The 25570-nt window shown below is 62.3% G+C and carries 22 protein-coding genes; 9 read left to right on the plus strand and 13 right to left on the minus strand.

Annotated elements, in window-relative coordinates:
• Nucleotides 1–339 precede the first annotated feature (339 nt).
• Nucleotides 340–1236 carry a hydroxymethylglutaryl-CoA lyase gene (locus M8997_RS13005; RefSeq protein WP_371929580.1) on the minus strand — a complete coding sequence of 299 codons (897 nt, stop codon included), beginning with the start codon at nucleotides 1234–1236 and terminating at the stop codon, nucleotides 340–342.
• Nucleotides 1226–2620, minus strand: a complete 1395-nt coding sequence (locus M8997_RS13010; protein ID WP_250017230.1) for a PLP-dependent aminotransferase family protein — start codon at nucleotides 2618–2620, stop codon at nucleotides 1226–1228. Before M8997_RS13010 ends, M8997_RS13005 begins: the two co-directional genes overlap by 11 nt.
• A 133-nt stretch (nucleotides 2621–2753) precedes the next feature.
• Here M8997_RS13010 and M8997_RS13015 point away from each other — a divergent pair, with 133 nt between their 5' ends.
• The 4 genes from M8997_RS13015 to M8997_RS13030 are packed head-to-tail and all read left to right on the plus strand — an operon-like array spanning nucleotide 2754 to nucleotide 7052.
• Nucleotides 2754–4046: a hydroxymethylglutaryl-CoA reductase, degradative gene (locus M8997_RS13015; protein WP_250017229.1), complete on the plus strand. Its 1293-nt coding sequence runs from the start codon at nucleotides 2754–2756 to the stop codon at nucleotides 4044–4046.
• Nucleotides 4047–4106: 60 nt separating this feature from the next.
• Nucleotides 4107–4565, plus strand: a complete 459-nt coding sequence (locus tag M8997_RS13020; protein ID WP_250017228.1) for a hypothetical protein — start codon at nucleotides 4107–4109, stop codon at nucleotides 4563–4565.
• 1 nt (nucleotide 4566) lies between these two features.
• Nucleotides 4567–5949, plus strand: coding sequence for a tripartite tricarboxylate transporter permease (locus tag M8997_RS13025; RefSeq protein ID WP_250017227.1), 1383 nt, complete (start codon nucleotides 4567–4569; stop codon nucleotides 5947–5949).
• Between the two features lie 29 nt (nucleotides 5950–5978).
• A complete protein-coding gene (locus M8997_RS13030) occupies nucleotides 5979–7052 on the plus strand; it encodes an SMP-30/gluconolactonase/LRE family protein (protein WP_250017226.1) in 1074 nt (357 codons plus the stop codon).
• A 4-nt stretch (nucleotides 7053–7056) separates the two neighbouring features.
• Here the strand turns inward: M8997_RS13030 and M8997_RS13035 are convergent, their stop codons facing one another.
• The 10 genes from M8997_RS13035 to oiaX form a co-directional block, all read right to left on the minus strand.
• Nucleotides 7057–8946, minus strand: a complete 1890-nt coding sequence (locus M8997_RS13035; protein ID WP_250017225.1) for a hypothetical protein — start codon at nucleotides 8944–8946, stop codon at nucleotides 7057–7059.
• Nucleotides 8943–9977 (minus strand): Gfo/Idh/MocA family protein, encoded by a 1035-nt coding sequence (locus tag M8997_RS13040; RefSeq protein WP_250017224.1) that lies wholly within the window; start codon nucleotides 9975–9977, stop codon nucleotides 8943–8945. The genes M8997_RS13035 and M8997_RS13040 overlap by 4 nt, the downstream gene beginning before the upstream one ends.
• A 6-nt stretch (nucleotides 9978–9983) precedes the next feature.
• Entirely contained in the window at nucleotides 9984–11045 is a 1062-nt protein-coding gene (locus tag M8997_RS13045; protein WP_250017223.1) for an ABC transporter permease, read from the minus strand.
• Nucleotides 11042–12586: a sugar ABC transporter ATP-binding protein gene (locus M8997_RS13050; protein WP_250017222.1), complete on the minus strand. Its 1545-nt coding sequence runs from the start codon at nucleotides 12584–12586 to the stop codon at nucleotides 11042–11044. The genes M8997_RS13045 and M8997_RS13050 overlap by 4 nt, the downstream gene beginning before the upstream one ends.
• Nucleotide 12587: 1 nt before the next feature.
• Nucleotides 12588–13232: a DUF2291 family protein gene (locus tag M8997_RS13055; protein ID WP_250017221.1), complete on the minus strand. Its 645-nt coding sequence runs from the start codon at nucleotides 13230–13232 to the stop codon at nucleotides 12588–12590.
• A 64-nt stretch (nucleotides 13233–13296) separates the two neighbouring features.
• On the minus strand, nucleotides 13297–14238 hold the full coding sequence (locus tag M8997_RS13060; protein WP_250017220.1) for a D-ribose ABC transporter substrate-binding protein: 942 nt from the start codon (nucleotides 14236–14238) through the stop codon (nucleotides 13297–13299).
• Between the two features lie 75 nt (nucleotides 14239–14313).
• A complete protein-coding gene (locus tag M8997_RS13065) occupies nucleotides 14314–15141 on the minus strand; it encodes a phosphogluconate dehydrogenase C-terminal domain-containing protein (RefSeq protein ID WP_250017219.1) in 828 nt (275 codons plus the stop codon).
• A gap of 58 nt (nucleotides 15142–15199) precedes the next feature.
• Complete coding sequence (locus M8997_RS13070; protein WP_250017218.1) at nucleotides 15200–15646, minus strand: RpiB/LacA/LacB family sugar-phosphate isomerase; 447 nt, start codon at nucleotides 15644–15646, stop codon at nucleotides 15200–15202.
• A gap of 55 nt (nucleotides 15647–15701) precedes the next feature.
• Entirely contained in the window at nucleotides 15702–17030 is a 1329-nt protein-coding gene (locus M8997_RS13075; RefSeq protein WP_250017825.1) for a four-carbon acid sugar kinase family protein, read from the minus strand.
• Nucleotides 17030–18289 (minus strand): 3-oxo-isoapionate-4-phosphate decarboxylase OiaX, encoded by a 1260-nt coding sequence (oiaX, locus tag M8997_RS13080; protein WP_256473282.1) that lies wholly within the window; start codon nucleotides 18287–18289, stop codon nucleotides 17030–17032. Before oiaX ends, M8997_RS13075 begins: the two co-directional genes overlap by 1 nt.
• A 165-nt stretch (nucleotides 18290–18454) precedes the next feature.
• Here oiaX and M8997_RS13085 point away from each other — a divergent pair, with 165 nt between their 5' ends.
• The 4 genes from M8997_RS13085 to repC all read left to right on the plus strand — a co-directional run bounded on the left by M8997_RS13085 (nucleotide 18455) and on the right by repC (nucleotide 23967).
• Nucleotides 18455–19174, plus strand: coding sequence for a transcriptional regulator NanR (locus M8997_RS13085; protein WP_250017821.1), 720 nt, complete (start codon nucleotides 18455–18457; stop codon nucleotides 19172–19174).
• A 1202-nt stretch (nucleotides 19175–20376) separates the two neighbouring features.
• A complete protein-coding gene (repA, locus tag M8997_RS13090; RefSeq protein ID WP_256473302.1) occupies nucleotides 20377–21588 on the plus strand; it encodes a plasmid partitioning protein RepA in 1212 nt (403 codons plus the stop codon).
• Nucleotides 21585–22586, plus strand: a complete 1002-nt coding sequence (repB, locus tag M8997_RS13095; RefSeq protein ID WP_250018970.1) for a plasmid partitioning protein RepB — start codon at nucleotides 21585–21587, stop codon at nucleotides 22584–22586. The genes repA and repB overlap by 4 nt, the downstream gene beginning before the upstream one ends.
• A 157-nt stretch (nucleotides 22587–22743) precedes the next feature.
• Nucleotides 22744–23967, plus strand: a complete 1224-nt coding sequence (gene repC / locus M8997_RS13100; protein ID WP_250018969.1) for a plasmid replication protein RepC — start codon at nucleotides 22744–22746, stop codon at nucleotides 23965–23967.
• A gap of 125 nt (nucleotides 23968–24092) precedes the next feature.
• Here repC and M8997_RS13105 read toward each other — a convergent pair whose 3' ends face one another.
• Nucleotides 24093–24464: a helix-turn-helix domain-containing protein gene (locus tag M8997_RS13105; RefSeq protein ID WP_250018968.1), complete on the minus strand. Its 372-nt coding sequence runs from the start codon at nucleotides 24462–24464 to the stop codon at nucleotides 24093–24095.
• A 79-nt stretch (nucleotides 24465–24543) separates the two neighbouring features.
• Between M8997_RS13105 and M8997_RS13110 the strand changes: the two genes are divergently transcribed.
• Nucleotides 24544–25536, plus strand: a complete 993-nt coding sequence (locus tag M8997_RS13110; RefSeq protein ID WP_250018967.1) for an NAD(P)-dependent alcohol dehydrogenase — start codon at nucleotides 24544–24546, stop codon at nucleotides 25534–25536.
• The last annotated feature ends 34 nt before the right edge of the window (nucleotides 25537–25570 follow it).

Below are 25570 nucleotides of genomic sequence, written 5' to 3' on the forward strand. Positions count from 1 at the left end.
TGAGGGAGGTGGGTTGATGGCGGTAAGGTTGGGAGCTTGGGTTTGAAACCTCGCAGAACTAGAACCCTGCAAAACTCTACTCTCCCTCATCCTGAGCTTGTCGAAGGGCGCAGCAACGCTTGTGCAATCTCTTTTTAGGAAGCTGCATCGAAATAGTGCGTGCTTCGACAAGCTCAGCATGAGGGAGGTTGGTGGGTGGCAGGGCGGTAGTTCTGCAAGCTTTCAGCTCTGGCTCCCTACTTTTCTGCAAACAAACCCCTACCCCACGATGAGCCTGCCAAACCACGATGCCCTGCATTGTGGGCGTCCCTTTTTAAAGGCTTGCGGAGACGATGATGTTCAGCCTTTCGCCGCGATGATCCTGGTGATGGGCGAGATCGGCTCGCGCCCGAGCCTGGCGCATGTATCGAGGGCAACCCGGCACAGCGCCGGCAGGTCGACACCGGTTGCAACGCCCATCCCTTCCAGCATGTAGACCAGTTCCTCCGTCGCGACATTTCCGGTCGCGCCCTTGGCATAGGGGCAGCCGCCGAGACCGCCGACCGAAGCGTCGAAGACCCGCACGCCCGCTTCGAGGCAAGCGTAGATATTGGCCAGCGCCTGTCCATAAGTATTGTGTTCGTGCAGCGCCAGCCGGTCCATGGGCACCTCTCCCGCCACGGCTCGCGCCATGGCAGCCGCCGCCTTCGGCGTGCCGACGCCGATCGTATCGCCGAGGGAAATCTCGTAGCAGCCCATGCGATGGAGCCGCTCGGCCACCTTCACCACGGCCGATACCGCCACTTCTCCCTCATAGGGACATCCGAGGACGCAGGATACATAGCCGCGGACGCGAATGCCGGCCTGGCGCGCGGCATCCATCACCGGTTCGAATCTTTCGAAGCTCTCGGCAATGGAACAATTGATATTCTTCTGCGAGAAGCTTTCCGATGCGGAAGCGAAGATGGCGATCTCCCCGGCCCCGGCCGCATGCGCCGCTTCGAAGCCCTTCATGTTCGGCACCAGCACGGGAAAGTCGAGGCCGTCGCGCTTTGGCAGCGCGGCAAGCACCTCGGCGGAACCGGCCATCTGCGGCACCCATTTCGGCGAGACGAAACTGCCCGCCTCGATGCTGCGCAGGCCTGCGGCAACCAGACCCTCGATCATGAGGATGCGGTCCTCGACGCTCAGCGGCCGGGCCTCGTTCTGCAGCCCATCCCTCGGGCCGACTTCGACCAGGCGTATATTATCCATTATTCGCTTCACCTCTCGAAAACATGTTCATTTCCTCGCGCAGAAACGCGCAGAATCGCGGATCGGCCCCATAGGCCACATTGACCCGCATGGCCGGCTGGACCAGCGTGTCGCGGTCCGGATGGAAGACGCTGGCCGGGGCGACGAAAATATTGGCTTCCGCCGCCCGGCGGCAAAACGCGGCTTCGTCCAGCATTGGCGGCAATGGCACCCAGATGTAGAACCCCTGCACCTTGGGCAGTTTCACCTCCAGCCCGACATCGGCGAGAGCCTGGGCCGTGGCCTTGGCGCCATCCTCGATCCAGCCGCGCAGGCGCCGCAGATTCTTCAGATACTGACCGCTTTCGATCATTTCGAGGACGACACGCTCGACATGCAGCGACGTCGCCACCATGGTGATCATCTTCAGGTCCACCAGGCTGCGGATCGTGTCCGGGGCGCCGGCGACATAGCCGCAGCGCAGGCTCGCGGACAGGGTCTTGGAGAATGAGCCGACATAGAGCACCCTCTGCTGGCCGAACGCGGCGAGCCGGGGCAAGGTCGGCGCAAGCAGGTCGGCGAAAATGTCGTCCTCGACGATCCGGAAGTCATGCACCTCGGCCAGTTGCAACAGGCCGAAGGCATGCGCCGGCGACAGCGTCCAGCCGGTGGGATTGTGCGCCTGGCTCTGCGTGAAGAATATCTTCGGGTGGTGGAGCGCCAGCTTCTGCTGCAGGTCGTCGAGATCCGGCCCATCCTCGGAGCGGCGGATGGCAACGACATTGGCCTTTGCCAGCCTGAGCTTGGCGAAGAGCGGATAATAGCCGGGACTGTCGACAAAGACGGTATCGCCCGGTTCGAGGAAATGCCGGATGATCAGGTCGAGGCCGTGATTGACCCCGCTGGTCAGCATCACGCCATCGGGTTCGGTCGCAATCGAGCGCTCCGCCAGTTTCATGCGCAGCCAGTCGCGCAGCATCCCGAGCCCCCAGGAACTGCCATAGCCGAAATCGACTTCCGCCGTGGCATTGCGGCCGGTGCGCAATATGCGCCGCATGTCCGCATCTTCGGTCCAGGTCGTCGGCGGGCGGCCATCGCCTGGCCGCGTCATATAGTTCTGGTCGAGCTGCTCGCGCAGCAGCGACATGATGCTCGTCGCCTCGGTGACATAGGGCCGGCTCTTCTGCGGCGCGACCGGGCGACTCTTGGTGACGTAATATCCGGAGCCCTGCCGGGAAATGACGAGGCCGCGGGCGACCAGCCGGTCATAGACCTCGGCCATCGTGTTCTTCGAGACGCCGAACTGCCCGGCGCCACCGCGCACCGAAGGAAGCCGCTGGCCCGGCTTGTAAAGCCCGGATGCAATCTGCCCGCTTATCTGCGCCACGATCGTATCGACCAGATTCATGCAATTGTCCCAGTTTTCAAATGGGACAGTGCCGTCAATATTCAAGACAACTGTCCCTTGATCAGTGGCCGTATCCTAGGACAGTTTGCAGCCGACGCAAGCTTTTGTTGCCTATTGGTTGGAGTAGGGCCGCATGACGAAGAATACCGCAACCTCTCGTATCGAGAATATGCGAAACCTTTCACCCGCAGAACGCCTCGAGCAGGTTGCCAGGGCTGCCGGGCTGAGCGAACAGGCCCGGACCGTGCTCGCCGCGCCCGATGCCCTTTCCGTCACCCGCGCCAATGGCATGATCGAGAATGTCATCGGCACATTCGAACTGCCGCTTGGCGTTGCCACCAACTTCCTGGTCAATGGCCGCGAATATCTGGTGCCGATGGCCGTGGAAGAACCTTCCGTCGTCGCCGCCGCGTCCTATATGGCGAAGATCGTCCGCGATTGCGGCGGCTTCCAGACGTCGTCCACGGCGCCGGTCATGCGTGCGCAAGTCCAGGTCCTCGGCACGTCCGACCCGCATGGCGCCCGCCTCGCCATCCTCGCCGCCCGCGACGAGATCATCGCCGCCGCAAATGCCAAGGATCCCGTCCTCGTCAAGTTCGGGGGCGGTTGCCGCGATATCGAAGTGCATGTGTTCGCCGCGAGTTCGCGCGGTCCGATGGTGGTGCTGCATCTTCTCGTCGACGTGCGCGACGCGATGGGCGCCAATACGGTCAACACCATGGCCGAGGCCATTGCCCCGATCGTCGAGCGCATAACCGGCGGCGCGGTCAGGCTGCGCATCCTGTCCAATCTCGCCGATCTGCGTCTGGCCCGGGCTCGCATTGAAGTGACCGAGGATGCCCTCGCCACCAAGGATTTTTCCGGCAGCCGCATGATCGAAGGCATCATCGACGCCTATGAATTCGCGGCAATCGATCCCTATCGCGCCGCCACCCACAACAAGGGCATCATGAACGGCATCGATCCCGTCGTCGTGGCGACAGGCAATGACTGGCGCGCCATCGAAGCCGGCGCCCATGCCTATGCAGCCCGGTCGGGACGCTATACGTCGCTGACGACCTGGGAAGTGAGCGCCAAGGGAAATCTCGTCGGGACCATCGAGATGCCGATGGCGCTCGGCATTGTCGGCGGCGCCACCAAAACCCATCCGGCGGCACAGGCCGCACTGGAAATCCTCAACGTCCGTTCGGCCGTGGAGCTCGCGGAGGTCACCGTTGCCGTCGGTCTTGCCCAGAACATGGCGGCGCTGCGCGCGCTCGCGACGGAGGGCATCCAGCGCGGCCACATGGCCCTGCATGCCCGCAACATCGCGATCGGCGCGGGTGCGGTGGGCGAAGAGATAGACGCGGTGGCCCGCAGGCTCGCCGCCGATCATGACGTGCGCGCGGCACGGGCCGAGGAAATCCTGGCGGAACTGCGCAAATAAGATTTCCTGCACGCGGCGAAGGGGGAGCTTCGCCGCCTGCACATATGTGGGAGGACTATGATGACAGATATGACCCCTGCCCCATCGGCAGGAAGGCATGGCCAATTGGCCGAAGTCTGGGGTGACGTGATTTCACGGCCCCAGCTTGGCAAGGCCATGATCATCGGCGCCGTGCTCAGCGTGGCGGCTTATTTCATTGCACTTCAGCTGATCACGCCGCTGGCGGCGACGCCTGCCATCGGCAAGGCGCTGGCCATGCTGGCCGGCATCGTCGCGTCGGTTGTCGGCGGCGCCATCTGCGCCCGCATCTTTCCACCCAAGCGCGTGGTGGTCGAGCAGTTAGCGGCCGGCAGCACATGGCTCACCGAAGTTCTGGAACAGCTCGAACAGGATGGCGGTCCCATCGGCCGGGTGCAGGATCTGCCGCCCGTCGTCGCCGAGGAGATGCGCCAGGTCGGGCTCTACGAAATCTTCAGGAACCATGAATCGGAACGTGGCCCAGACAGGCCGGGGGTGTGATATGGACGGTCTGCTTTACGAAATAATGATCGCCCTGGCACTCGGCCTGCTGGGCGCAGTGCTGTTTTCGGCCATCGGCCTGATTTCCGGCACGGACGAAACGACGACGCTCGCCCCGGTGACGCTGCTCGTCGTCCTGCTCGGCGCGCCACCGGCCGCGGTCTTCACCTTCTGGATGTGCGCGGCGATCTCGAAACACATGACGCATGCGGTGCCGACAGCGCTTCTCGGCATTCCCGGCGATACGATGGCCCTGCCGCTGCTGCAGCAGGCGACGGCGCTGCGCAATCTGGGCGCGCCGCATGTGGCGCTGCGCAAGATGCTGGCAGGTTCGGTCATATCGGCGTTCATCGCCGTGCCGCTGGCCGTCCTGTTCGCGGTGATCCTCGCCCCGTTCGGCTCCTATATCACCGCATCGGCGCCCTGGCTCTTCATCATCGCGGCGGTCATCATCGCCTATTTCTCGGCCGGCCGCTGGGCCTCGGTGGTGGCGCTTGTTCCGTTCACGCTGATGATCGTCGCCATGCAGGCCTTCACCGCCGACCACAATGTGAAGCTCGGCGTCAGCTACTTCCTCGGCATCGCCATCGGGCCGCTGGTCGCCGAACTGGTATCGTCGCTTTCGCCGCTTGAACAGAAGCGCATGAACCGCAACGACCTGCGCCAGACCACGCTGGCGCCGGACGTCAAGAGCTGGGGCGGCTACTTCCCGAACCCGTTCAAGGTTCTCGACCGCAGCCAGGCGACGACGACCGCAACGGCGGCGGCCATCACCAGCGCCACATTCGTGTTCAGCCCCGTCGCCGTCACCGTGATCGCCGGCGAGATCGTCGGCGCGCGGATCAAGCATGCCTATCACCGGCTGACCTCCGTTCTCGCCGTGCGCAACGGCGTGACGGAATCGACCTATATCGCCGAGGCCCTGATCCCGCTGATTGCGTTCGGCCTGCCGCTCAGCCCTGTCGCCGCCGGTCCTGCCGCGCCCCTGTTCAACGCGCCGCCACGCTTCACCGTCGATACCGCGACGGGTGCGGTCAACAACCTCCATACGATGTTGTCGGTGCCGGAATTCCTGGTCTGGGGCCTGGTTTCCGTCTTCATCGCCGCGGCGATCGCCTATCCCTTCGCCATGAACCATGCGCGCAGCGCTGCGGCTTTCGTGGCGAAATATATCAGCCATGAGGCGATCATCGCCACCTTCGTCGGGCTGATACTGGTGATCGGCATATGGGAAGGCGGCATGATCGCGCTGCTCGTCATCCTGACTGTCGGCCTCATCGGCGGGCTGCTCTACCGGGTGCTCGGCATCAATACCGGCGTCCAGTTCATGGGCTACTACGCTGCGATCCTCAGCGTTCCCGCCATACTGAAACTTTTCAGTTAGGTCGAACGAAGTCAGGGAGGAGAACAGTCATGAACATATATAGCCGCAGCCGGGCTCTCAGCCAGGCACTGGGCCTCGCCTTCATCATGGGCTCGATACTGGGTCCACTATCGGCAACCACCGCCTCCCAGGCGACCGAGAGCGCCGGGAATCTCCCGGCGCTCGACCTGCCGAAGGAGCTGAGAAGCGTCGTGCCTCTCCCCATGGCGGACTCGCAGCTGCCATCCGTCGAGGCGAAGGAATATTTCAAGGTCGCCGACGAGGCGCTGCAACTCGAATGCCCGACCTTCGACGCGGCCGGCGATCTCCTGTTCTGCGAAGTCTTCGGCGGGCGCCTGTTCCGCCTGACACCACAAAAGGAGCTGACGAGTTTCCTGCCCGACGCAGAATTGCGGCCGGCCGGCCTTGCCGTCCACAAGGATGGGCGCATCTACATGGCCGAGCTTGGCGACTTCCAGTCCAGGGGGTCGGTGGTCAGCCTTGCGCCCGACGGGACCGACATGCGCAGGATCGTATCGAGGGATGCCGGTTTCCTGCCGGACGATCTCGTCTTCGACAGGAATGGCGGCTTCTATTTCACCGATTTCAAGGGCGGGTCGAGCGTGCCGACGGGCGGCGTCTATTATGTCGGCCCGGATGGCGGCAAGCCGGTTCTGGTCGTACCCAACCTGAAGATCGCCAATGGCATCGGCCTCAGCCCGGATGGCAAGACATTGTGGGTGACCGAACTCGCCGGCGGCAATCTGCATCGCATAGCGCTGGCCGATCCGACGACCGTCGCGCCGTTCGGCTCATCCATCGTCTACAGCTTCACGGGTGGCGGACCGGATTCCCTCCGCATCGACGCCGAAGGCAATGTCTATGTGGCGGTCTATGGGCAGGGAAAGGTGATGGCGTTCAACCCGCTGGGTTTCCCGGTCGGCCAATATCTGCTGCCGGGACGCGACGAGGGTCACTTTCTGCGATCGACCTCGATGGTGATACGCCCGGGCACCGACGAAATGCTGATCTTCAGCAATGATTGGGACAAGGGACAGGGCTCGCGCATCTTCGCCGTGAAGGCCCTTGCCAAGGCCGCCCCGGACCCCGCGCACGCGAAGTGACGGGCTAAACGCCAATGCAGCGGGTCTCGTAGGGGCTGAGCGTGAGGATGCGCCGCGGCGCGGCGCCTTCCTGGGCGTCGAGATGCACGCTCTGTTCATCCGGCGTCAGGTTGACGACATGGAGCGTCCGGCGCGAATCCGTGATCGCGGCGAAGGCAAGGACGGCGCCCGGCGAAGAAGACACCATTTCCTGCCATGTCGATCCGGCGAGGCTTGCCAATGTGCGGACGGTTGCCCCGATCGGGCGCATGGCACCCGGCGCCGACGGCTCGCCTTCGCCCGCAACGAGGCCGAAAGGCCCGGTCAGCGCCGAAAGCGTCAGGCATTCGAGGCCTGCCTCCAGCGTCCTGATCGCGTAGCCCATGGCGAAGGCTTCGCCGAAACGGCCATTGTGGCGCGGATCGCGATCGGCCATGGCGATACGGCTGCCATGCGGATTGTCCATGGTGCGGTTGCCATAGGGGTTCTGCCGCATGGCGATGGTCGAGGGACCGATGCGATAGGGCATGTCGCCATAGATCGCGCGCACGGACCGCGTGATGAAGGGCAATGCTTCCAAAGTCTGCATCACGCTCAGATCGTCGGCCGCATGGACGATGGGATTGGTGCAATGCGTCACGAAATCCAGCCGTTGCGGCGGCACGCGCTTGCGGTTCAATTCGGTGAAATAGCTCAGCATGCCGCCGCCAATGCGAATATTGGGGCGAATATTGGGGCGAACATCCGGGCGAATATCCGCGAAGGCGTCATGCGCCGCCGCATAGACCACCTCCAATGGCGGGCATTCCGGCCATTCGCTGCCCGGCGGCGTCGACTGCCTGTCCACTGCGGGCGAGATGGCGATCGCATCGGGCTGGAGGCCGGCCGAGCGCATGTCCTCCGCGATCTCGCGGCATTCGTCGTCGGGTTGCCTGTCGCAGGGAAGCGCAATCTCGAGCACCGTGCGTCCCCGGTGGAGCCGCGCAATGGCCGCGAAATCCTGCAGCGCCGCCTTGCCGTGGCCCGCAAGCGGGTCGAAATGGAAAAGCAGTTCCTGCGCGCCGATCTCACCGCGGAGATGACCGGCCTGCAAGGTGGATGCTGCGTCCTCCGGACGTATGACCAGGCCGATATTCGGCATCATGCCGCGCCGGCTGCCGGGCCGGATCGTTACCGGCGCACCCGCCGCCACAGCCGGTCGGCCATGGGGACGGCCGTCCTCGATGGTCAGCGCAATCGTCTGCTCGAATGGCTTGCCGGGCTCGATCCGGTATGGCCAGGGCAGCGCCAGCGGGCGGACATAGGTCTTGTAGGATGCGTCGGACCAGTTGCGCTGGTCTTCCATTTCGAAGACATCGCCTTCCATGCGGCACGTCGCCGATACGCCGTCCATGACCGGATGGGTGATCGCGCGCATATCCTTGAATGGCTGCCAGGGTTCGATCAGATCGGGGAAGACCGTCTCTTCGCGGCGGCCGTCCACATGCTCCACGGCAACCGGTCCGCCGGCCACGCCGATGATGGGATGCAGGATGCAGAACCCGCAGCGATTGGTGTCGAAGCCGGTCGTCGAAACGGCTTTCGCCTTGAAGACCAGCGCACCATCGCCCGCCTCGATGCTGACATCGACCGAGAGCGCCGTATGCTCCGGCCCCTGGCAATGGGCGCGGTAGGTCAGGGCAAAGCGGCCATCATCCTGCCTGACCGACAGGTCCTCGATGCGCGGCCTGTAGGTGCCCCAGTCACGGTCGCGCACCAGATATGAGATGGAGCGCAGCACCTCGACGCCATCATAGGTGATCGTGCGCAGATTGCCGTCGGCGAAATCGGCCGCCAGCAGCCCGGCGACGAGGCGAAGCGGCGGCGCCTCGCGCTCATGCGTGCCGTAGAGAAGAAACGGATCGGCGACGCTCATGCCAGCAATTTCCGCACATCGACGGGCTGGCCGGTCGCGGCGCTCGCATAGGCTGCCTCGACCAGGGCGAAGGTCTTCAGATTGTCGGCTCCGGATGTCGAGGTTTCGGCGCCGGAGCGCAGCTGCTCGACCCAATGCTGCTGGATGGCAAGCACGCTCTCCTGGATATTGTGCCAGGGCCGCGAGGCCCATGGCAGCAGCGCCGGAGCCACGTCGCTCGTCGTCGTCCCGGCGGCGTTCGTCACTTCGAGGCGATAGCCCTTGTAGAGCCGGATGCTGCCTTCGCTGCCATCGAGTTCGATCAGCGTCTCGGGAAATGGTTCGTCGGCAAGCCGCGTCGCATAGCTGACATCGACGATGGAGGTCGCGCCGCTGTCATGGTCGAGCAGGATCGTCGCGACATCCTCGCCCTTGATGCGCGGATTGACCCGCCGGGTCCGCGCGGTGAGCGACGTCACGTCGCCGAGAATATAACGCGCAATGTCAAGCGTATGGATGCCGAGATCCTCGATGATGAAACGCTCGCCCTCGGCCAGATAGGGCTGGCCGGAGAAGACGTCATAGGCGGAGCGGAAGGAGAAGCGGCCCCAGAACGGTGTTCCGATCGCGCCGGTTGCAAGCACCTCGCGCACCGCCCGGATCGGCGTCTGCCAACGGAAATTCTCGTGCACCATCAGCGGAACACCCGCATCGCGGCAGGCTTTCACCATGGCTTTGGCGTCGGCGAGCGTCGGCGCGAACGGCTTCTGGCAGATCGCCGGCAGCCGGTGGGCCGCCGCCAGCTCCACCAGCGGCCGGTGGCTGCGCACGGTGGTGGCGATATCGACGAAATCGAAGCCGCCATCCCGGAAGAGCTCGCTCGCGTCGAGATAGCGCCGTTCGATGCCGAACGTGTCGCCGACGATCTTCAGCCGCTCGGGGTCGCGGTCGCAGATGGCGACGATTTCGGCGCCTTCCACATCGCGCCATCCATACATCTGGTTGACGGCAAAGAAGCCGCAGCCGATCAGTGCTCCGCGAAACTGCGCCATCCGTTATTACTCCCTGGCCGCGAGCTGCTTCAGGGCAACCTGCTGCTGCAGCCTGCGCTGCGCCTGGTCCACCACTACCGCGACGATGATGACGATACCCTTGATGACCATCTGCCAGAAGGAGGAAACGCCCATCATCACCAGCCCGTCCGACAGGATGCCGATGACGAAGGCGCCGATGATGGTCCCGCCGATCGTGCCGCGTCCGCCCGACATCGACGTTCCCCCGAGCACCGCCGCCGCAATGGCGTTGAGTTCGAAGGAATTGCCGGTCGCCGGATGCGACGCCATCAGTTCCGATGAGATGACGACGCCGACAATGGCGGCGCAGAGGCCGGAAAACATGTAGACGAACATTTTCACCCGGTCGACGCGGATGCCCGACATGCGCGCGGCGCGTTCATTGCCGCCGACGGCGAATATCTGGCGGCCGATCGGCGTATAGCGCGCGACATAGGCGGCAGCCAGCGCGACGACGACGAGTATCCAGATCGAGACCGGAAGCCCGAGCAGCCTGCCGGAGCCGAGGAAGCCGAACCCCGTGGTGGAAAGCTCGGGCTTGCCCACGAGGTTGGGGAAGGTCTGGCCATCGGACGAAAGCAGCGCGAAGCCGCGGGCGACATAGAGCGTTCCAAGCGTCGCGATGAAGGGCGCGACGTTCAGCTTGGTGATCAGCAGGCCGTTTATCGCGCCGATGAGGACGCCGACGAAGAGGGTGATCAGGCACACTTCGAACACGTTGAAATAGATCGTATAGCCGAATTGCAGATCGATGCCGTTGAGGATGAGGCCGCCGGCCACCATGCCGCAAAGGCCGACGATGGAGCCGACCGAAAGATCGATGCCGCCGGTGATGATGACGAAGGTCATGCCCATGGCCAGGAAGGCATTGAGCGCGACGTGCTTGGACATCAGGATCAGGTTGGCGGCGGACAGGAAATTGGGCGCGAATATCGCGAAGAAGGCGATGACGGCAAAGAGCGCTATGAAGGTGCGGAGCTTCATCAGCGTCAGCAGCATCGAACCATTGCCGCCTGCGAGGCCCTTGGTCGTGGTTGCCGTGGTCATGACGCAGTTTCCCTTGATCTATGGCCGACAGAGGCGGCCTTGACGATAATTTCTTCGCTTGCTTCCTCGCGGTCGATGATCCGTGTCACCTTGCCATTGCTCATCACCGCGATGCGGTCGGAGAGCGCCATGACTTCCTCGAGGTCAGAGGTGGAGAACAGGATCGCAAGGCCCTCGCCGGCAAGCCGGCGCATCGTCCGGAACACGTCGGCCTTGGCGCCGATGTCGATGCCGCGGCTCGGCTCGTCCATCAGCAGCACTTTCGGGTTGGTCATCAGCGCCTTGCCGATGACGACCTTCTGCTGGTTGCCGCCGGACATGGAGGTAATGTCGAAATCCGGATTGGGCGCCTTGATCGCCAGGTCGCGGATCGCCTGCGCGATGGCGCCCTGCTCCCTCTCGTCGCGGATATGAAAGCCGAAACGGGTAAACCGCTCGAGGCTCGCCAGCGTCAGGTTGGCGGCGATCGACAGGACCTGCACGAGCCCTTCGCGCTGGCGATCCTCCGGGATCAGCGCAAGGCCGCGCTTGATGCGGGTGGAGGTATCGCGTGAGCCGATTTCCTCGCCGTCGATGTAGATCCTGCCGGTGGAATTGACATGCCGGCCCATGACGCATTCGAAGAACTCGCTGCGCCCGGCTCCCATCAGCCCGTAAATGCCGAGCACCTCGCCCGCCCGGACGGATATGGAGAGATGATCGACGGCAAGTCCGCCGGTCTTGCGCGGCAGGCAGATATCCTCGGCGCGAAACACCTCGCCCCCGAGCTTGTGCGAGATCGACTTGGCGAAATCCTTGGCGTCCGACCCGATCATCGACCGCACGATCCAGCGGGTATCGATGTCGCAAACCATGGCGTGGCCGGTGATCTGGCCATCGCGCAGGACGGTGATGTAGTCACCGATGCGCATCAACTCCTCGAGCCGGTGGGAAATATAGACGATGGCGACGCCCTGCGCCTTGAGCTCGCCGATCACCTTGAACAGGATATCGACTTCCGCCGCCGAAAGCGCCGAAGTGGGCTCGTCGAGAATGAGGATACGCGTGTCGAGGGAAATGGCCTTGGCGATCTCGACCAGTTGCTGCTGGCCGATCGGCAGGTCGTCGACCATGCTTTCCGCGTCGATACCGGCGTCGAGCTTGGCCAGGAACGCATTGGCCTTCTCGACCTGCGCCCGGTGATCGATGCCGCGGATGCCGCGGACGATTTCGCGGGTGGCGAAGATATTCTCGGCGACCGAAAGATTGCCGAACAGGTTGAGCTCCTGGAACACCATGCCGATGCCATGTTTCTGCGCATCGGCGGGCGAATTGAACTCGACTTCCTGCCCCTCGAGCAGGATGCGGCCGAGCGAAGGCCGTTCCACGCCTGCAATCATCCGCATCAGCGTCGATTTGCCGGCGCCATTTTCGCCGACGAGGACATTTACCGCGCCGCGCCTGAGCGCGAGATTGGCATGCTTGACCGCGACGATGCCGGAATAGACCTTCGTCACGTCCTCCAGCCTCAGAACGACATCGCCTTCATCCATCCCGGCCATCTCAGTCTCCGACCGAAATGGTGGCGGGCGTCAGCAGCGGCAGCTGGCCCTTGGCGGGCAGCGGATACGCCCCTACCGCTTCGACCTTCTTGCCCTCGATCTTGTCGCGCGGCAGTTTTTCCAGCGTCGCCGAGTTGACATGGCTGTTGAAGGCCTTGCCGAATTCGGCCCATTGGATCTGGTTCTTGAACGCATTGAAATTCACGAAGTCGAGGCTGTCGCGCAGCGCGGTGCCGCGAATGACCGGCCCGATCTGGATACGCACATCGGCCTTGCCGTCGCCATCGACATCAGTATCGAGATAGGAAGCGCGGGATCTGGTCTCGGCCTTGACGATCGTACCGGCGACCTTGGCCGCGAAGGTCCAGGGAGCGCTGCCCTGCTCCTCCTTGTGACCATATTTTGCCCCGGCAGCATCCGGATCGCTGCCGGCGAGGGCGGCCACCTCGGTGAAATTTCCGGCGCGCTGGTTCAGGAAAGGCACGGCCTTGGCGTCCCAGAGTTCCGCCACCTGACGCGCCGGATCAAAGCCGCCGCTTGCCGTCGCCGCGGCTTCTTCCGGGGTCGGTGTCTTTATGATCTTGCAGCCCGCCAATGCGGCGGCAAGGGTCGCCGCCATCAACAGGCCTGTCCGGTTCATGGGCATGAGACGCCTCCATGCAATGCGCATGGCAGTGGGGACTGTTCCGCCACTGCCATGTCAGGGACGCTTAGTCCTTCAGGGCGAAGGTTTCGAGCTGCGATGCGTTTTCGCTGGTGATCAGCACGCAATCCATCAGCTGCTTCTCCTCCGCCGGAGCCTTGCCGGTCTTGATATATTCGCTGGCCTGGTCCACCGCCCGCTGTGCCTGGGCATAGGCGGGCTGCAGGACCGTCGCCTTTATGCCGCCCGACTTGATGGAGTCGCGCACATCGTTGGAGCCGTCGAAACCGACGACGATGACGTCCTTGCGTCCCGCTGCCTGCAGCGCGGCAATCGCGCCCATGGCCATCGTGTCATTGCCGGCGATGACGCCCTGGATGTCCGGATTGGCCTGAAGGATGGTCTCCATCTTGGAGTAACCCTCGGTCTGGCTCCAATTGGCCGATTGCTGCGCGACCATCTTCATGTCCGGATATTCGTCGATCACGTCATGATAGCCCTTCGAGCGGATGCCGGCATTGAGATCGGCTTCGCGGCCGAGGAGCTCGACATAATTGCCCTTCTCGCCCATCAGGCGAACGAACTCTTCGGCGCCGAGCTGCGCGCCCTGGAAATTGTTCGAAACGATCTGCGAGACGGCGATGCCGGTGGCGTTGATCTCGCGGTCGATGAGAAACGAGGGAACGCCGGCATCCTTTGCCTTCTTGACGGCGGCGATCGACGCTTCCGAGCCCGCATTGTCGAGGATGATCGCCTTGGCGCCGCGGCCGATAGCCGTGTCGATCAATTGCGACTGCTTGTTGGCGTCATCATCGTGCACGAGGATCAGGGTCTCGTAGCCGAGTTCCTTGGCGCGCGCCTCGGCACCGACAGCTTCCGCCTTGAAGAACGGATTGTCATGCGACGGCGTGATGATGGCAATGAGATCGGCGGCGAATGCGGGCGCGGATACGCCCATCGCCAAGGCTGCCGCGAAAGCCGCCAGTGTCAGTCTGCGTGTCATATTCATGGTTTTCCTCCCGTTGAATGGCTCTATTTCCCAGGCAGAGCGGGTGAGGTTTCTATGTCCTCACCAATTGCGATGTCATGTGATGCGCCGGATACTCTCCGCGATCTCGTTTGGCTGAAACACGTTCTTCCAGTCGTCGCGCATCAGCGCCGGAATGCCGAATTCGATCGCCTTGTTGCAGGCATCCGAAAAGACGCCATCGACTTCCTTGAAGATGACCGCGCCAAGGACGTTCATGTGTCCGAGCAGGAAATCGCGGGCCGCTTCCTCCGGCACGCCGCGCGCGACACATTCGTCCATCGCCTGCCGCATGACGACCAGCAACGAAGCGCAGACGGTTTCGGAAAGTCCGGGCTCGAGCATGGCCATCTGTTCGACGGTGACGCGATGCGAGCGCATGACCGGCGCCCAGATCACCTTGGCGATCTCCTCGCCGAGCGCATAGGCCTCCTCCGGCCCCTGCATCAGCGCGGAAACAATGTGCTGCTTGGCGAAAAGGCCGCCGAAATGGTCCTTCTTGGCCTGCATGTCCGTCTCATCGTTGAAGATCGGCGGATGGCAGGGATGGGTGACGAAATAGGTGAGGTCGCTGCGTTCCGGAAGGTGGCCGGCAAAGGGAGCGGCCGCATCCAGCGCAACGATCATCGTGCCGGGCTTCACCTTGTCGACGATGCCCGCGGCGACCTTGCCGATAGCCGTGTCCGGAACGGCGAGGATCACGACTTCCGCGCCTGCGAGGGCTTCGTCCGCCGCAATGCAATCAAGGCCGAGATCGTTCTTGAGCCGTGCCTTGCCGGCATCGCTGACTTCCACATGGCGAACGTCGAACCGCGAGCCCTTCAAATTCTTGGCGAGCCGGTATCCCATTTTCCCGCCAGCACCGAACAAAGCAACCGATGTCATATTTTTCCTCACCTTTTCAAAACAAGCTCGTATAGCAACTGGTATGATGAGTCAATCACTATACAGCATCGCCGGTGCCGTCCAGCCGGTCGATCGCCGCGACATTGGATGCGGACGGACCGTTCGGATCGAATTCCGAGGCCAGCCAGGTATCGACGATGGACTTGGCCAGTTCGGGCCCGATGACCCGGGCGCCCATGGTGATGATCTGGGCATTGTTGGATTTGGCGGCGCGTTCGGCCGAATAGGTGTCGTGCGTCAGCGCGGCGCGGATGCCCGGCACCTTGTTGGCCGAGATGCTCACGCCGATGCCCGTGCCGCAGATGAGGATGCCGCGCTCATGCTCGCCATCGATAATGGTTTGTGCAAGGTCGCGCGCGAGATCGGCGTAGAAGCCCGGCTGGCTCATATCCGTCACCACCAGTTCGGTCTTGCCGCCGAGATGGGCGGCGATCACATCCAGCAGCGGCTTGCCCGCGCTGTCGGCTCCGATTGCAATCTTCATGATGGTATTCCTTCCTTGAATGTTCCTGTTCCGTAACGAACTTGCGGGCGCCGGTTCAGCCCCCCTGCCCGTCCCTGATCTGCGCGAAATAGCCATCGGTGCCGATCTGCCCGCCCTTGAGCGCGATCTGCAGGCCATCGGTCGGCCCATGGCTGCCATGCGCCAGGCAGAGCGGCGAGCCGGGCGTCTGCGGCAGCGGGAGCAATGTCGTCAATGCCTCGACGCGAAGCTCCCGCAGCGCGTGGCTCGATGTGTCGCCGCCGGCGATGACCGCGCGGGGCAGCTTCTCCCGCTCCACCAATTGGCGCAGGATCATGCCCAGCGAACGGCCGAGCCTGTGCCGCGCGCCGGGAATGCGGTCGATCTCCGCACCGCGATCGGCGGAGGGGCCGAGCGCCGTATTGAGGATGACGCTGCGGCCAGACTTCAAGATACGGATGCCGTCATCGACGGCCCTGGCCACGGCTTCCTCGCCGCCGGAAACGAGCTCCACCGGATCAAGGCTGACACTGTCGAAGCCGTCCGCGGTGGCGGCGCTGATCTGGCGCGCGGTGGTGGGTGAAACGCTGCCCGACACCACGGCGAGCCGCTCCACCTTTCCGGGCGAAGCGAAATGCTGCTTTTCGCCTATGACGCCCTGCTGCCGCCAGCTATTCAGCAAGGCATATTCGACGCCGGACGACCCGGCGGTGAAACGGCTGCCCTTGCGCGCCAGTCGCCACAAATGGTCCCCGGCCGCCGCCTGCGTCTGCGGCGAATCCACGTCGAAAAACAGAATTCCGGCATCGGATGCCATCGCGTCGATCCTGGACGCCGCGTCCGGCGACGACAGCGTCGCGATGTCTGCAAGCGCGATGGACAGGCCGGTCTGGCGGGCAAGATGGACGATCAGATCGGCCTCGTCCATCGGCGTGACAGGATGCCTGCTCATGACCGGATGCCGGTCGATGCGGAACATTTTGCCCTGATAGGTGGCGAAGAGATTGCCGAAGCTGGTATAGCGCCCGAGTTGCGGCGCGCCGACAATGACCGGCACGCAAGCCTGTTCGAAGACGGACTTGCCGATCTCGATGGCCGTGCCGATGCTTCCGACCTTGGGGCTCGAATCGAAGGTCGAGCATACCTTGTAGTGGCAGATCGCAGCGCCGAGGCCCTTGAGCCATTCGAAGACGGGCGTCAACTGCTGCTGCATCCATTCCGGCGTTTCGCTGCGGCTGGTGCCGGCAATGCCGATCGCACGGCAATCGCGGAACCGTTGGCGCATTGCCGGCGACGGAATGCCGAGGAAAAGCACCGTCGCAACGCCATTGGAAGCGAGCGCCTCCATGACGTCGGTCGATCCGGTGAAATCATCGCCATAATAACTGAGCAGCGTTTCGGCCATCATGCTTGCGCCTTGCCGAACTTCTTGATCGATGCGGCAAGCTCCGGATGGTCCCTGGCGTAGTCCTCCAGCGCTATGCCCTTGACCGCGGCCTGCCATGCCTGCTGGACCGCGCGCACGCCGGCAGCCGGGCCGCAGGGATGGCTGACGATACCGCCGCCGCAGAGATAGAGCAGGTCGACCGTCCGCCCCGTGCGCTCATAGGTTTCCGGCGCCTGCCCGCCCCACTGGCCCGATCCGGCGACCGGCAAGGGACGATCCGCGGCCTTGAACAGCGGCGTGCTGATCGCCTCAAAGGAGCGGACGAAGCTCTCGTCCGGCTCCCAATATTTCACGCCGATGCCGTTGATCTGGAACTGGTCGACGCCAAGCAGCCGCCAGAACTGCTGGTAGACGCTGAAATCGAGACCGGCACCGGGATCGCGGGTCAGGATATCCCAGCCATTGCGATGGGCATGCAGGACGAGGCCCGAGCGCTTGCGCAGGAAGCTCATCCCGCCGAAGCCGATCGAATTGATGTTGACGACGGCGCAATTGCCGCCAGCCTTGAGCACAATGTCATGATTGCGCATCATCTCGTCAGGATCGGCATGCGAAATGCCGAACGCATACATGACTTTCTTGCCGGTCTTCTGCTCATGATCGAGAATGCGCGGCATGATAGCCGCCACCCGATCCTCGAGCGGAGAATAGGCGGGGCTCATCAGTTTCTCGTCGTCCTTGATGAAATCGACGCCGGATTCGATCAGGCTTCCGACCAACTCGGCGGTTTCATGCGGGCGCAGCCCGAGCGCAGGCTTGACGATCGTGCCGATGATCGGGCGACCTTCGACCCCGGTCAGCCTGCGGCTTCCATCAATGCCGAATTGCGGGCCCGGATGAACTTCGCCAAAGATCTCAGGCAGTTTCATGCCGACGATGCGGATGCCCGTCATGCCCTTGATCGAGAAGACACCGCCTATGGCGATCGTCATCAGGGCCGCGAGGTCGGTTCCGATCGCGTCGATCGGAAAGGCGATATCGACATCCGCCCGGTGGAATACGCCGCCCGCCGCAGGCGCCTCCGGCCAGGTCGGCAACTCACGATCGTCGAGGGGGCGGATTGCAATCACCCTCGCCGCCACCCGGTCTTTCAGCGCCTCGGTTTCGCCCGGCACCGGCACAAAGGTTCCCGTCGATTGATCGCTGGCAATCTTGGCGGCCATCGCCTCGATGCTTCCCGGCGTCTCGATCCGGTAGGTCAGGGTGATCGTGGTCAACTACTCCTCCCGCGACGGCAAATTAGCCATGGTGTCGTCTGTCGCACTGGTATAATGAGTATTCCAACTGTGCAACAGAAATCTGGCCGGCCTGCCGAGATCGATGCACTTTGTGCAAGCCGCCGTTGGTGCTAAGGAAGGATTTCCATGAGTCAGCGAGAAACCATGTCCTCAGTCGTCGAGCAGATCGTCCGCCGAAAATTGTCCGATGAAGTCTTCGATCGGCTGGAACGGCTGATCACTTCCGGCGAACTGAAGCCCGGCGACGAAATGCCGTCGGAGCGGGTGCTGATGGAACGCTTCGGCGTTGGCCGCCCGGCGATCCGCGAGGCGATGCAGGCGCTGGCCGGCAAGGGGCTCGTCAGCATCACCCATGGCGAACGGGCGAAAGTGCTGCGTCTGACCGCGCAGTCGATCCTGCGGCAGGTCGATCTGACCGCGAAGATCATGCTGATGCAGTCCGCCGATTCGCTGGAATACCTGAAAGGCGCGCGCATCTTCTTCGAGCGTGGCATGGCAAGGGAAGCGGCCGAGCGCGCGACGGAACAGGATATCGCCGACCTTCGCCAGATCATCGATCTGCAACGCCGTTCGCTCGGCAATGCCGAGGAGTTCATCTCGGCCGACATGGAATTCCACACCCGCATTGCGGAGATTTCCGGCAATCCCATCTTTGTCGCCGTCAGCGAGGCCATGCTGGCATGGCTGAAGCAGTTTCACGTGCACATGCTGATCTGGACCGGCAAGGAGAAATTCACGCTGGTCGAACATGAGGAAATCGTCGAGCGCCTGCAGGCCGGCGATGCGGATGGCGCCGAGGCTGCCATCCTCAAACACCTGGAGCGCTCGCGGGCGCTTTACGGCAATAGTGAAAGCGCCTCTTGAAAGTGTAACCGGCGGCTCCCATCTGTGGCTTCCACCCGTACAAGACGATAGTGCAGCGGCAGAGCGATCTGCGCGCGCGGTCGTCCGGGTTCGATAGGGCGCTCCCCTCACGGGTCGAGCGCCCTATTTCTTTCAAGGGGAGCGTCGGCCTGATCGGGCGAGGGAGCAAAGCGCCCGGCCCGGCCGTTACGGCACACATTGCGGTGCCGATTGCGGTGCCCAGTCGGCGATTGAATATCTGAGCTGTCAGGGTTATAAGGGGGTTCGGGCGATGTCTCGTCGCCTGCCGTCGTACAACCACCCACACCTGCGCTCTAACCCCCTATCTTGAAGCTAAACGAAGGTTTGCTTCATTGAGTTGGATTGGCGCAATGGCGTGGTTGACGGGCGCTGGTGCACTATTTCCAGCCAGGTCCCCTGCTTAACCTCCCAGAACCGCCACCCTGTACCCCTCCCCTCATGCTGGGCTGGGCCCACATGGGGGATCATGTCGAACCACGCAGCAACGTTGGTGCAATCCCTTTTTTGGTTGCATCAAGATAGTGCGTGCTTCGACAAGCTCGGCATGAGGGAGGTGGAGTGCAATCCCTTGTTGGAGACGCAGAATAAGCAAAACCCTCACCACGCCCGCGAAATCGCGTCTGGTCATTGAAAATGGGGGGAGACGGGCGGTCTTCAGCGCGTCAGTAGTGGTATCAGGGTCGAGGTCCGAAGACCGCCCGCGACGTCTTTGCCTGCTGTTGCTGCGCTTGTCAGACGCAACAACCCGGAAAACGAAGCGCCACCTCCGTTTCCATCTGCAGTTTGCTGGCCAATCGGGGTTGTCACTTCCGATATCCCGGCAACGCCATCCTTTCCCAGCAATCGAAACAGCACCGGAAGCTGCTCCCCCACTGGAAAGGACCGAATCACAATAACCCGGTTTCAAAGTGGTGGGATAAGTTTCCATTTATCCCCCACGGAGGGCCGTGTGTTGCATAAGTGAAGTGGCCCCAGCATGATTCGTGGCCCGACAGCTTCACCGCCAGCGGCTCGCCGTGAGGGCGATTGGAGCTCGCCTAACCCAGTTGGCCGCGGCCAACTTTTCGGCGAAACCCTTGTCTGTCGGGCGTTATTTGTCATAAGCCCCGAATCATGGCAGTTTCAATACGGTTTTTTTGATTATGTCGCTTAAAAAGCGCATCGAGAGGAAAACATCGGTGTTGCAGAATAAAAACGTATCGGCTGTCGGCATTACTTCCGATGCCAAAATCTCCCATCATGCGAAGCAATTGTCAAAGCAATTGCAGCTGCTGCGGGAGCGCCTGTTCCCGCCTTCATCCGAGAAAGCGCTGAAGACATTCAGCTCCGGGGAGGCGGCGCAGCTCGTCGGCGTATCGGATGGTTATCTTCGCCAGCTATCGCTCGACGGCAAGGGACCTGCGCCCGACATTTCCCAAACCGGGCGGCGTTCCTACACGCTCGGCCAGATCCACGAACTGCGCCAGCACATGGCGGCGATCAAGCCCAAGGACGCCCTCACCTATCTGCCATGGCGCAAGCATGGCGAGAAGCTGCAGACCATCGCCGTCGCCAACTTCAAAGGCGGCTCGGCGAAAACGACGACCTCGATCTATCTGGCGCAATATCTGGTGTTGCAGGGCTACCGCGTGCTTGCCGTCGATCTTGACCCGCAGGCCTCGCTGACATCGATGCTTGGTGTACAGCCTGAATTCGACCTGGCGGAAGGCGACACGCTTTATGGCGCCATTCGCTACGATGACAAACGCCGCCCGCTGCGCGACATTATCCGCAAGACCTATTTTACCGGGCTCGACCTGGTGCCGGGCAATCTGGAGCTCATGGAGTTCGAGCATGAGACGCCTCGCGCCCTCATCGAGCGAAAGACGGCCCAGGGCGAGATTTTCTTCAAGCGCGTCGGCTCGGCCATTGCCGAAGTCGAGGCGGACTATGATGTCGTCATCATCGATTGCCCGCCGCAACTCGGCTATCTGACACTCGGCGCGGTGTGCGCAGCGACTTCGCTGCTGATCACCATTCATCCGCAAATGGTGGACGTCGCATCGATGAGCCAGTTCCTGCTGATGACCTCCGATCTTCTTTCAGTCGTAAGGAAGGCCGGCGGCGACCTGAACCATGATTTCATTCGCTATGTCATAACAAGGCACGAGCCGTTCGATGGGCCGCAGGGGCAGATCGTGGCCCTGCTGCGAAGTCTGTTCCGCGAAGAAGTCCTGGCCGCGACCGTCGTTAAATCGACGGCCATCGCCGATGCCGGCCTGACCAAACAGACACTCTACGAGATCGAACGCGGCCAGGTTCGCCGCACGACCTATGACCGCGCGATCGAATCGCTGGATGCGGTGAATGGCGAGATCCTCGAAAGCATGAAGATTGCGTGGGGCAGGGTATGAGCAGACGCGATAAATTGACCGGCATTTTTGCCGATACAAGCCGAGAGTTGGCCGCGGCCAACTCGCTCGATGCCGAAGAGGCCAATGATCGCAGCCGCGTTCTTGCCGGGCCCGTTCGCACGATGGGGCTGGCGCTCGACCGGCTGGACCAGGAAGCGCGCGACCTGCAGGCAGCACTTCAATCGGGCGATACGGTCGTCGAACTCGATCCGGAGCTGATCGAGATATCGTTCGTACGCGACAGGCTGGATGAAGCCGTTACGGAAGACGACCCGCTGGTGCAATCGATCGCCGAGAACGGGCAGGAGGTTCCGATCCTCGTGCGCCAGCACCCGGAGCTCAATGGCCGCTACCAGGTGGCCTATGGTCACCGCCGCCTCATCGCCGTTCGGCTGCTGGGGCGGAAAGTGCGTGCGGTCGTCCGGCCCCTCACCGATGCACAGCTAGTCGTCGCGCAGGGTATCGAGAATACGGCGCGCAAGGACCTGTCCTACATCGAGCGCGCTTTGTTCGCGCTCAGCCTCGAGGCGAAAGGCTTTGGTCGCGACGTGATCATGCAGGCGCTCAACACCGACAAGACGGAGCTATCCAAGCTTCTATCGGTGGCGCGGGCGATCCCCGCTGATCTTGTGCGCGCGATTGGACCGGCACCTTCCATCGGCAGGCGCAAATGGATGGAGCTATCCGAAAAGATCGCCGATGAACAGCATCTCGACCGGCTGCGAAAAGCTGCCGCTTCCGAGCAGTTCATGGCGTTGGCATCGGATGATCGCTTCGCATTCATGCTGGCCAAGCTTGCACAGCAGCCGAAGGGCAGTAGCGAAGTCACCCAGTGGCATACGCGCGACGGCAAGCTGACGGCCAGGATCAAGAACACCGGGAAAGCCTATTCGCTTTCCCTCAAGGCAACCGCAGCCACGGTCGGCTTCGGGACATTTCTGTCAGGCAAGCTGGATGAAATCTATGCTGAATGGCAGGCCCAGAATACCAAGGAGTAACGCAGCAAAAGAAAAAGGCCCCCAAACGTTTCCGTCGTGGAAGCCTCTCTCATCTCTCAGCAAGTTGAGAATCGCATTTCCTCGAATCACTGTCAAGAGTTTATGGCACCGTTTCGGTGGTTGAATATCTTTTGCCTCATTGAAAGGTGAAAGAACGATGCTTGAAAGTCATATAACGACGCCCTTTGGGCGGCGGACGATGACGCTTGGCCATCTCCAGGCACAAGCGCAGGCGCGCGCACATACCGATGATACCGCCGTCGACAAGTGGCAGGTCTATCGTTGGCTCTGCGAAGGCAAGGAGGCGTTGGAGGTTAGCGATCGTTCACTGGCCGTGCTCAGCGCTCTGTTATCCTTCCTGCCCCAGACCGAACTCTCGTCCAAGGAGCCGTTGATCGTCTTTCCGTCCAATGCGCAACTATCGCTCCGGGCGCACGGCATGGCAGGTGCAACATTGCGCCGGCATCTCGCGGCGCTACTCGAGCTTGGCCTGATTACCCGCAAGGACAGCCCCAATGGCAAACGATATTCGCGCAAGGGCAGGGGAGGCGAGATCGTCGAGGCCTTCGGGTTCTCGCTGGCGCCGCTGCTCGCGCGGGCCGATGAGTTCAAGCGCGCGGCTGCGAAAGTCCAGGCCGAACGGATGGCGTTGAAGCTCCTGCGCGAGCGTGTAAGCCTGCATCGACGCGACATTGCCAAACTCATCGATGTCGCACACCGCGAGACATTCGCCGGCGACTGGACCATGTTGAACGCCCGGCTTCGCGCCATTGTCGAGGCAATCCCTCGCCGCGCCGAGATAGGACAGCTCCAACATATTCTGGAGGCCTTGGAGGCCCTGCAGGCCGAAGTCACTATCCTGTTGGAAAAGAACATCAATGATCGGATTCCGAGCACCAATGACCGTCAGAATGAGCGGCAGCAACAGAGTCTCGAATCAGAATCTCAAATAAAAGAACGTCCGCTGAGCGTTGCGGCAAATGTCGATGCCAACCACGACAAGCCAGCGCCGGTGGAGAAGCCCCTGCATCAGGCGTTTTCGCTCGATACGGTCATGAGAGCCTGTCCCGAAATCGCCGACTATTCGCTCCGTGAGATTACGAACTGGCAGCAGTTTTACGCTCTTGCAGGTCAGGTCAAAGCCTATCTCGGTATCTCGCCAAAAGCCTATGGAAAGAGCCTGGGGGTGCTCGGGCATCAGAACACGGCGATCATAATCGCCTGCATGCTCCAGCGATCGGAAACGATCAAAGCACCGGCAGCCTATTTCCGCAGCCTGATCGAACGGGCGGAGCGCGGAAAATTCTCGGTTGAGCCCATGCTGACGGCCGCTTTGCACGGAAAAACCCATGATCTGGAGTTTGTGGCACTTTGTTCATGAGCTTGGAGCGTGATCAGCATTGCCGTACAACGAAAGCTAATCGCGTGTTAAGTTCCGTATCGGAGCAGAAACGTAGACGGGGCCAGCCGCGGCCGAGCGCATCGAGTTCGAGGGGTCGGCAGAAGCTAGCAGGGCGTCGGCTGGTATCCGCCATCGGCCGCCTGTATTCGCTGGCCCCAATCGCGCATGCTGAGCAGCACCGGAGCCAATGTGCGGCCGAGATCCGTCAGCTCATATTCAACCTTTGGCGGAACCTCTGGATGGACAATGCGCCGGATAACCCCGTCTGCCTCGAGTTCGCGCAGCTGCAAGGTCATCATTCTTGGCGTTGCGGCGGCAACGAGGCGGCAAAGCGCGTTGAAGCGCAGCTTGCCTTCGAGCAGATGGAACAGGATCACCGGTTTCCAGATCCCGCCAATCACCGAAAGCGTCGCCTCCACGGCACAGCCGGTCCGGCCTGCCTTGCGTCGCTCGCGTCTGGTGACACTATCTATCATGATACTACATGCTCTCTTTGTACGTACTTATAATACAGGAAGCATAATGTTATTTGCGGTGCCTGAAAAGGAGACTGTCATGAAGCGCTATATCATCAATGGACATGATAACCCCTGGGCAACCCTCGGCGAGGGCGAGCGCCGCCATCCGGCCAAGGGCGAAGTCGCGGTCGATATACGGGCCGCCTCGCTGAATTACCGCGACCTGATCGTGGCGCAGCGATTTGAGGGTTTCGTTCCGGTGTCGGACGGCTCTGGCGTGATTTCGGCGGTAGGAGAGGGTGTCGAGACGCTTTCGGTCGGTGACCGGGTCGTCATCGGCTTCATGCCGGGTTGGGTCGAGGGCAATATCACCGAGGCGCGCAAGGCGGGCAGCCTGGGTGCACCCGGCGTGGATGGCGTCCTTGCCGAAAGCATCGTCGTGCCGGCAACCGGCGTCGTTCGAATTCCGGACTCGATGACGTTCGAGGAAGCCTCGACCCTGCCTTGTGCAGGCGTGACGGCGTGGGCCGCTTTGTTCGAACGGCGGCCGGTACAGCCCGGCGAAACGGTGCTGCTGCTTGGAACCGGTGGCGTTTCCATATTCGCGCTTCAACTGGCGAAGAAGGCCGGTGCCCGTGTGATCATCACATCGAGTTCGGATGAGAAGCTTGAGCGGGCTCGTGCCCTCGGTGCTGACGAGATCATCAATTACCGCCAGCGGCCGGATTGGGAAAACGAAGTGCTCCGGCTCACCGACGGTAAGGGTGCGGACCTCGCCGTCGAGGTTTCAGGGCCGCAGACGCTTAACCAGACCCTGAAGGCGACCCGTTTCGATGGCCGGATATCCCTGATGGGCGTACTGACCGGGTTCGACGGCAAGATCGACACCGCCACCATTCTTGAGAAGCGGATTACGCTTCAGGGGATTTATGTCGGTCCGGTCGCGGCCCTGCAAATGCTGGTCAAGGCGGGCATCCGGCCACAGATCGACAAGGTCTTCGGCTTCGACGAGGCGAACCTCGCCTATGACGCGCTCCGCGACGCCAACCATTTCGGCAAGCTGGTCGTCGAGGTCAGCCGACAGGGCTAGCGGCAAAGCCGCTTTTCCGATGGTCCATGGCGAT

It is taken from the genome of Phyllobacterium sp. 21LDTY02-6, assembly GCF_023554255.2.
Taxonomy (GTDB): domain Bacteria; phylum Pseudomonadota; class Alphaproteobacteria; order Rhizobiales; family Rhizobiaceae; genus Phyllobacterium.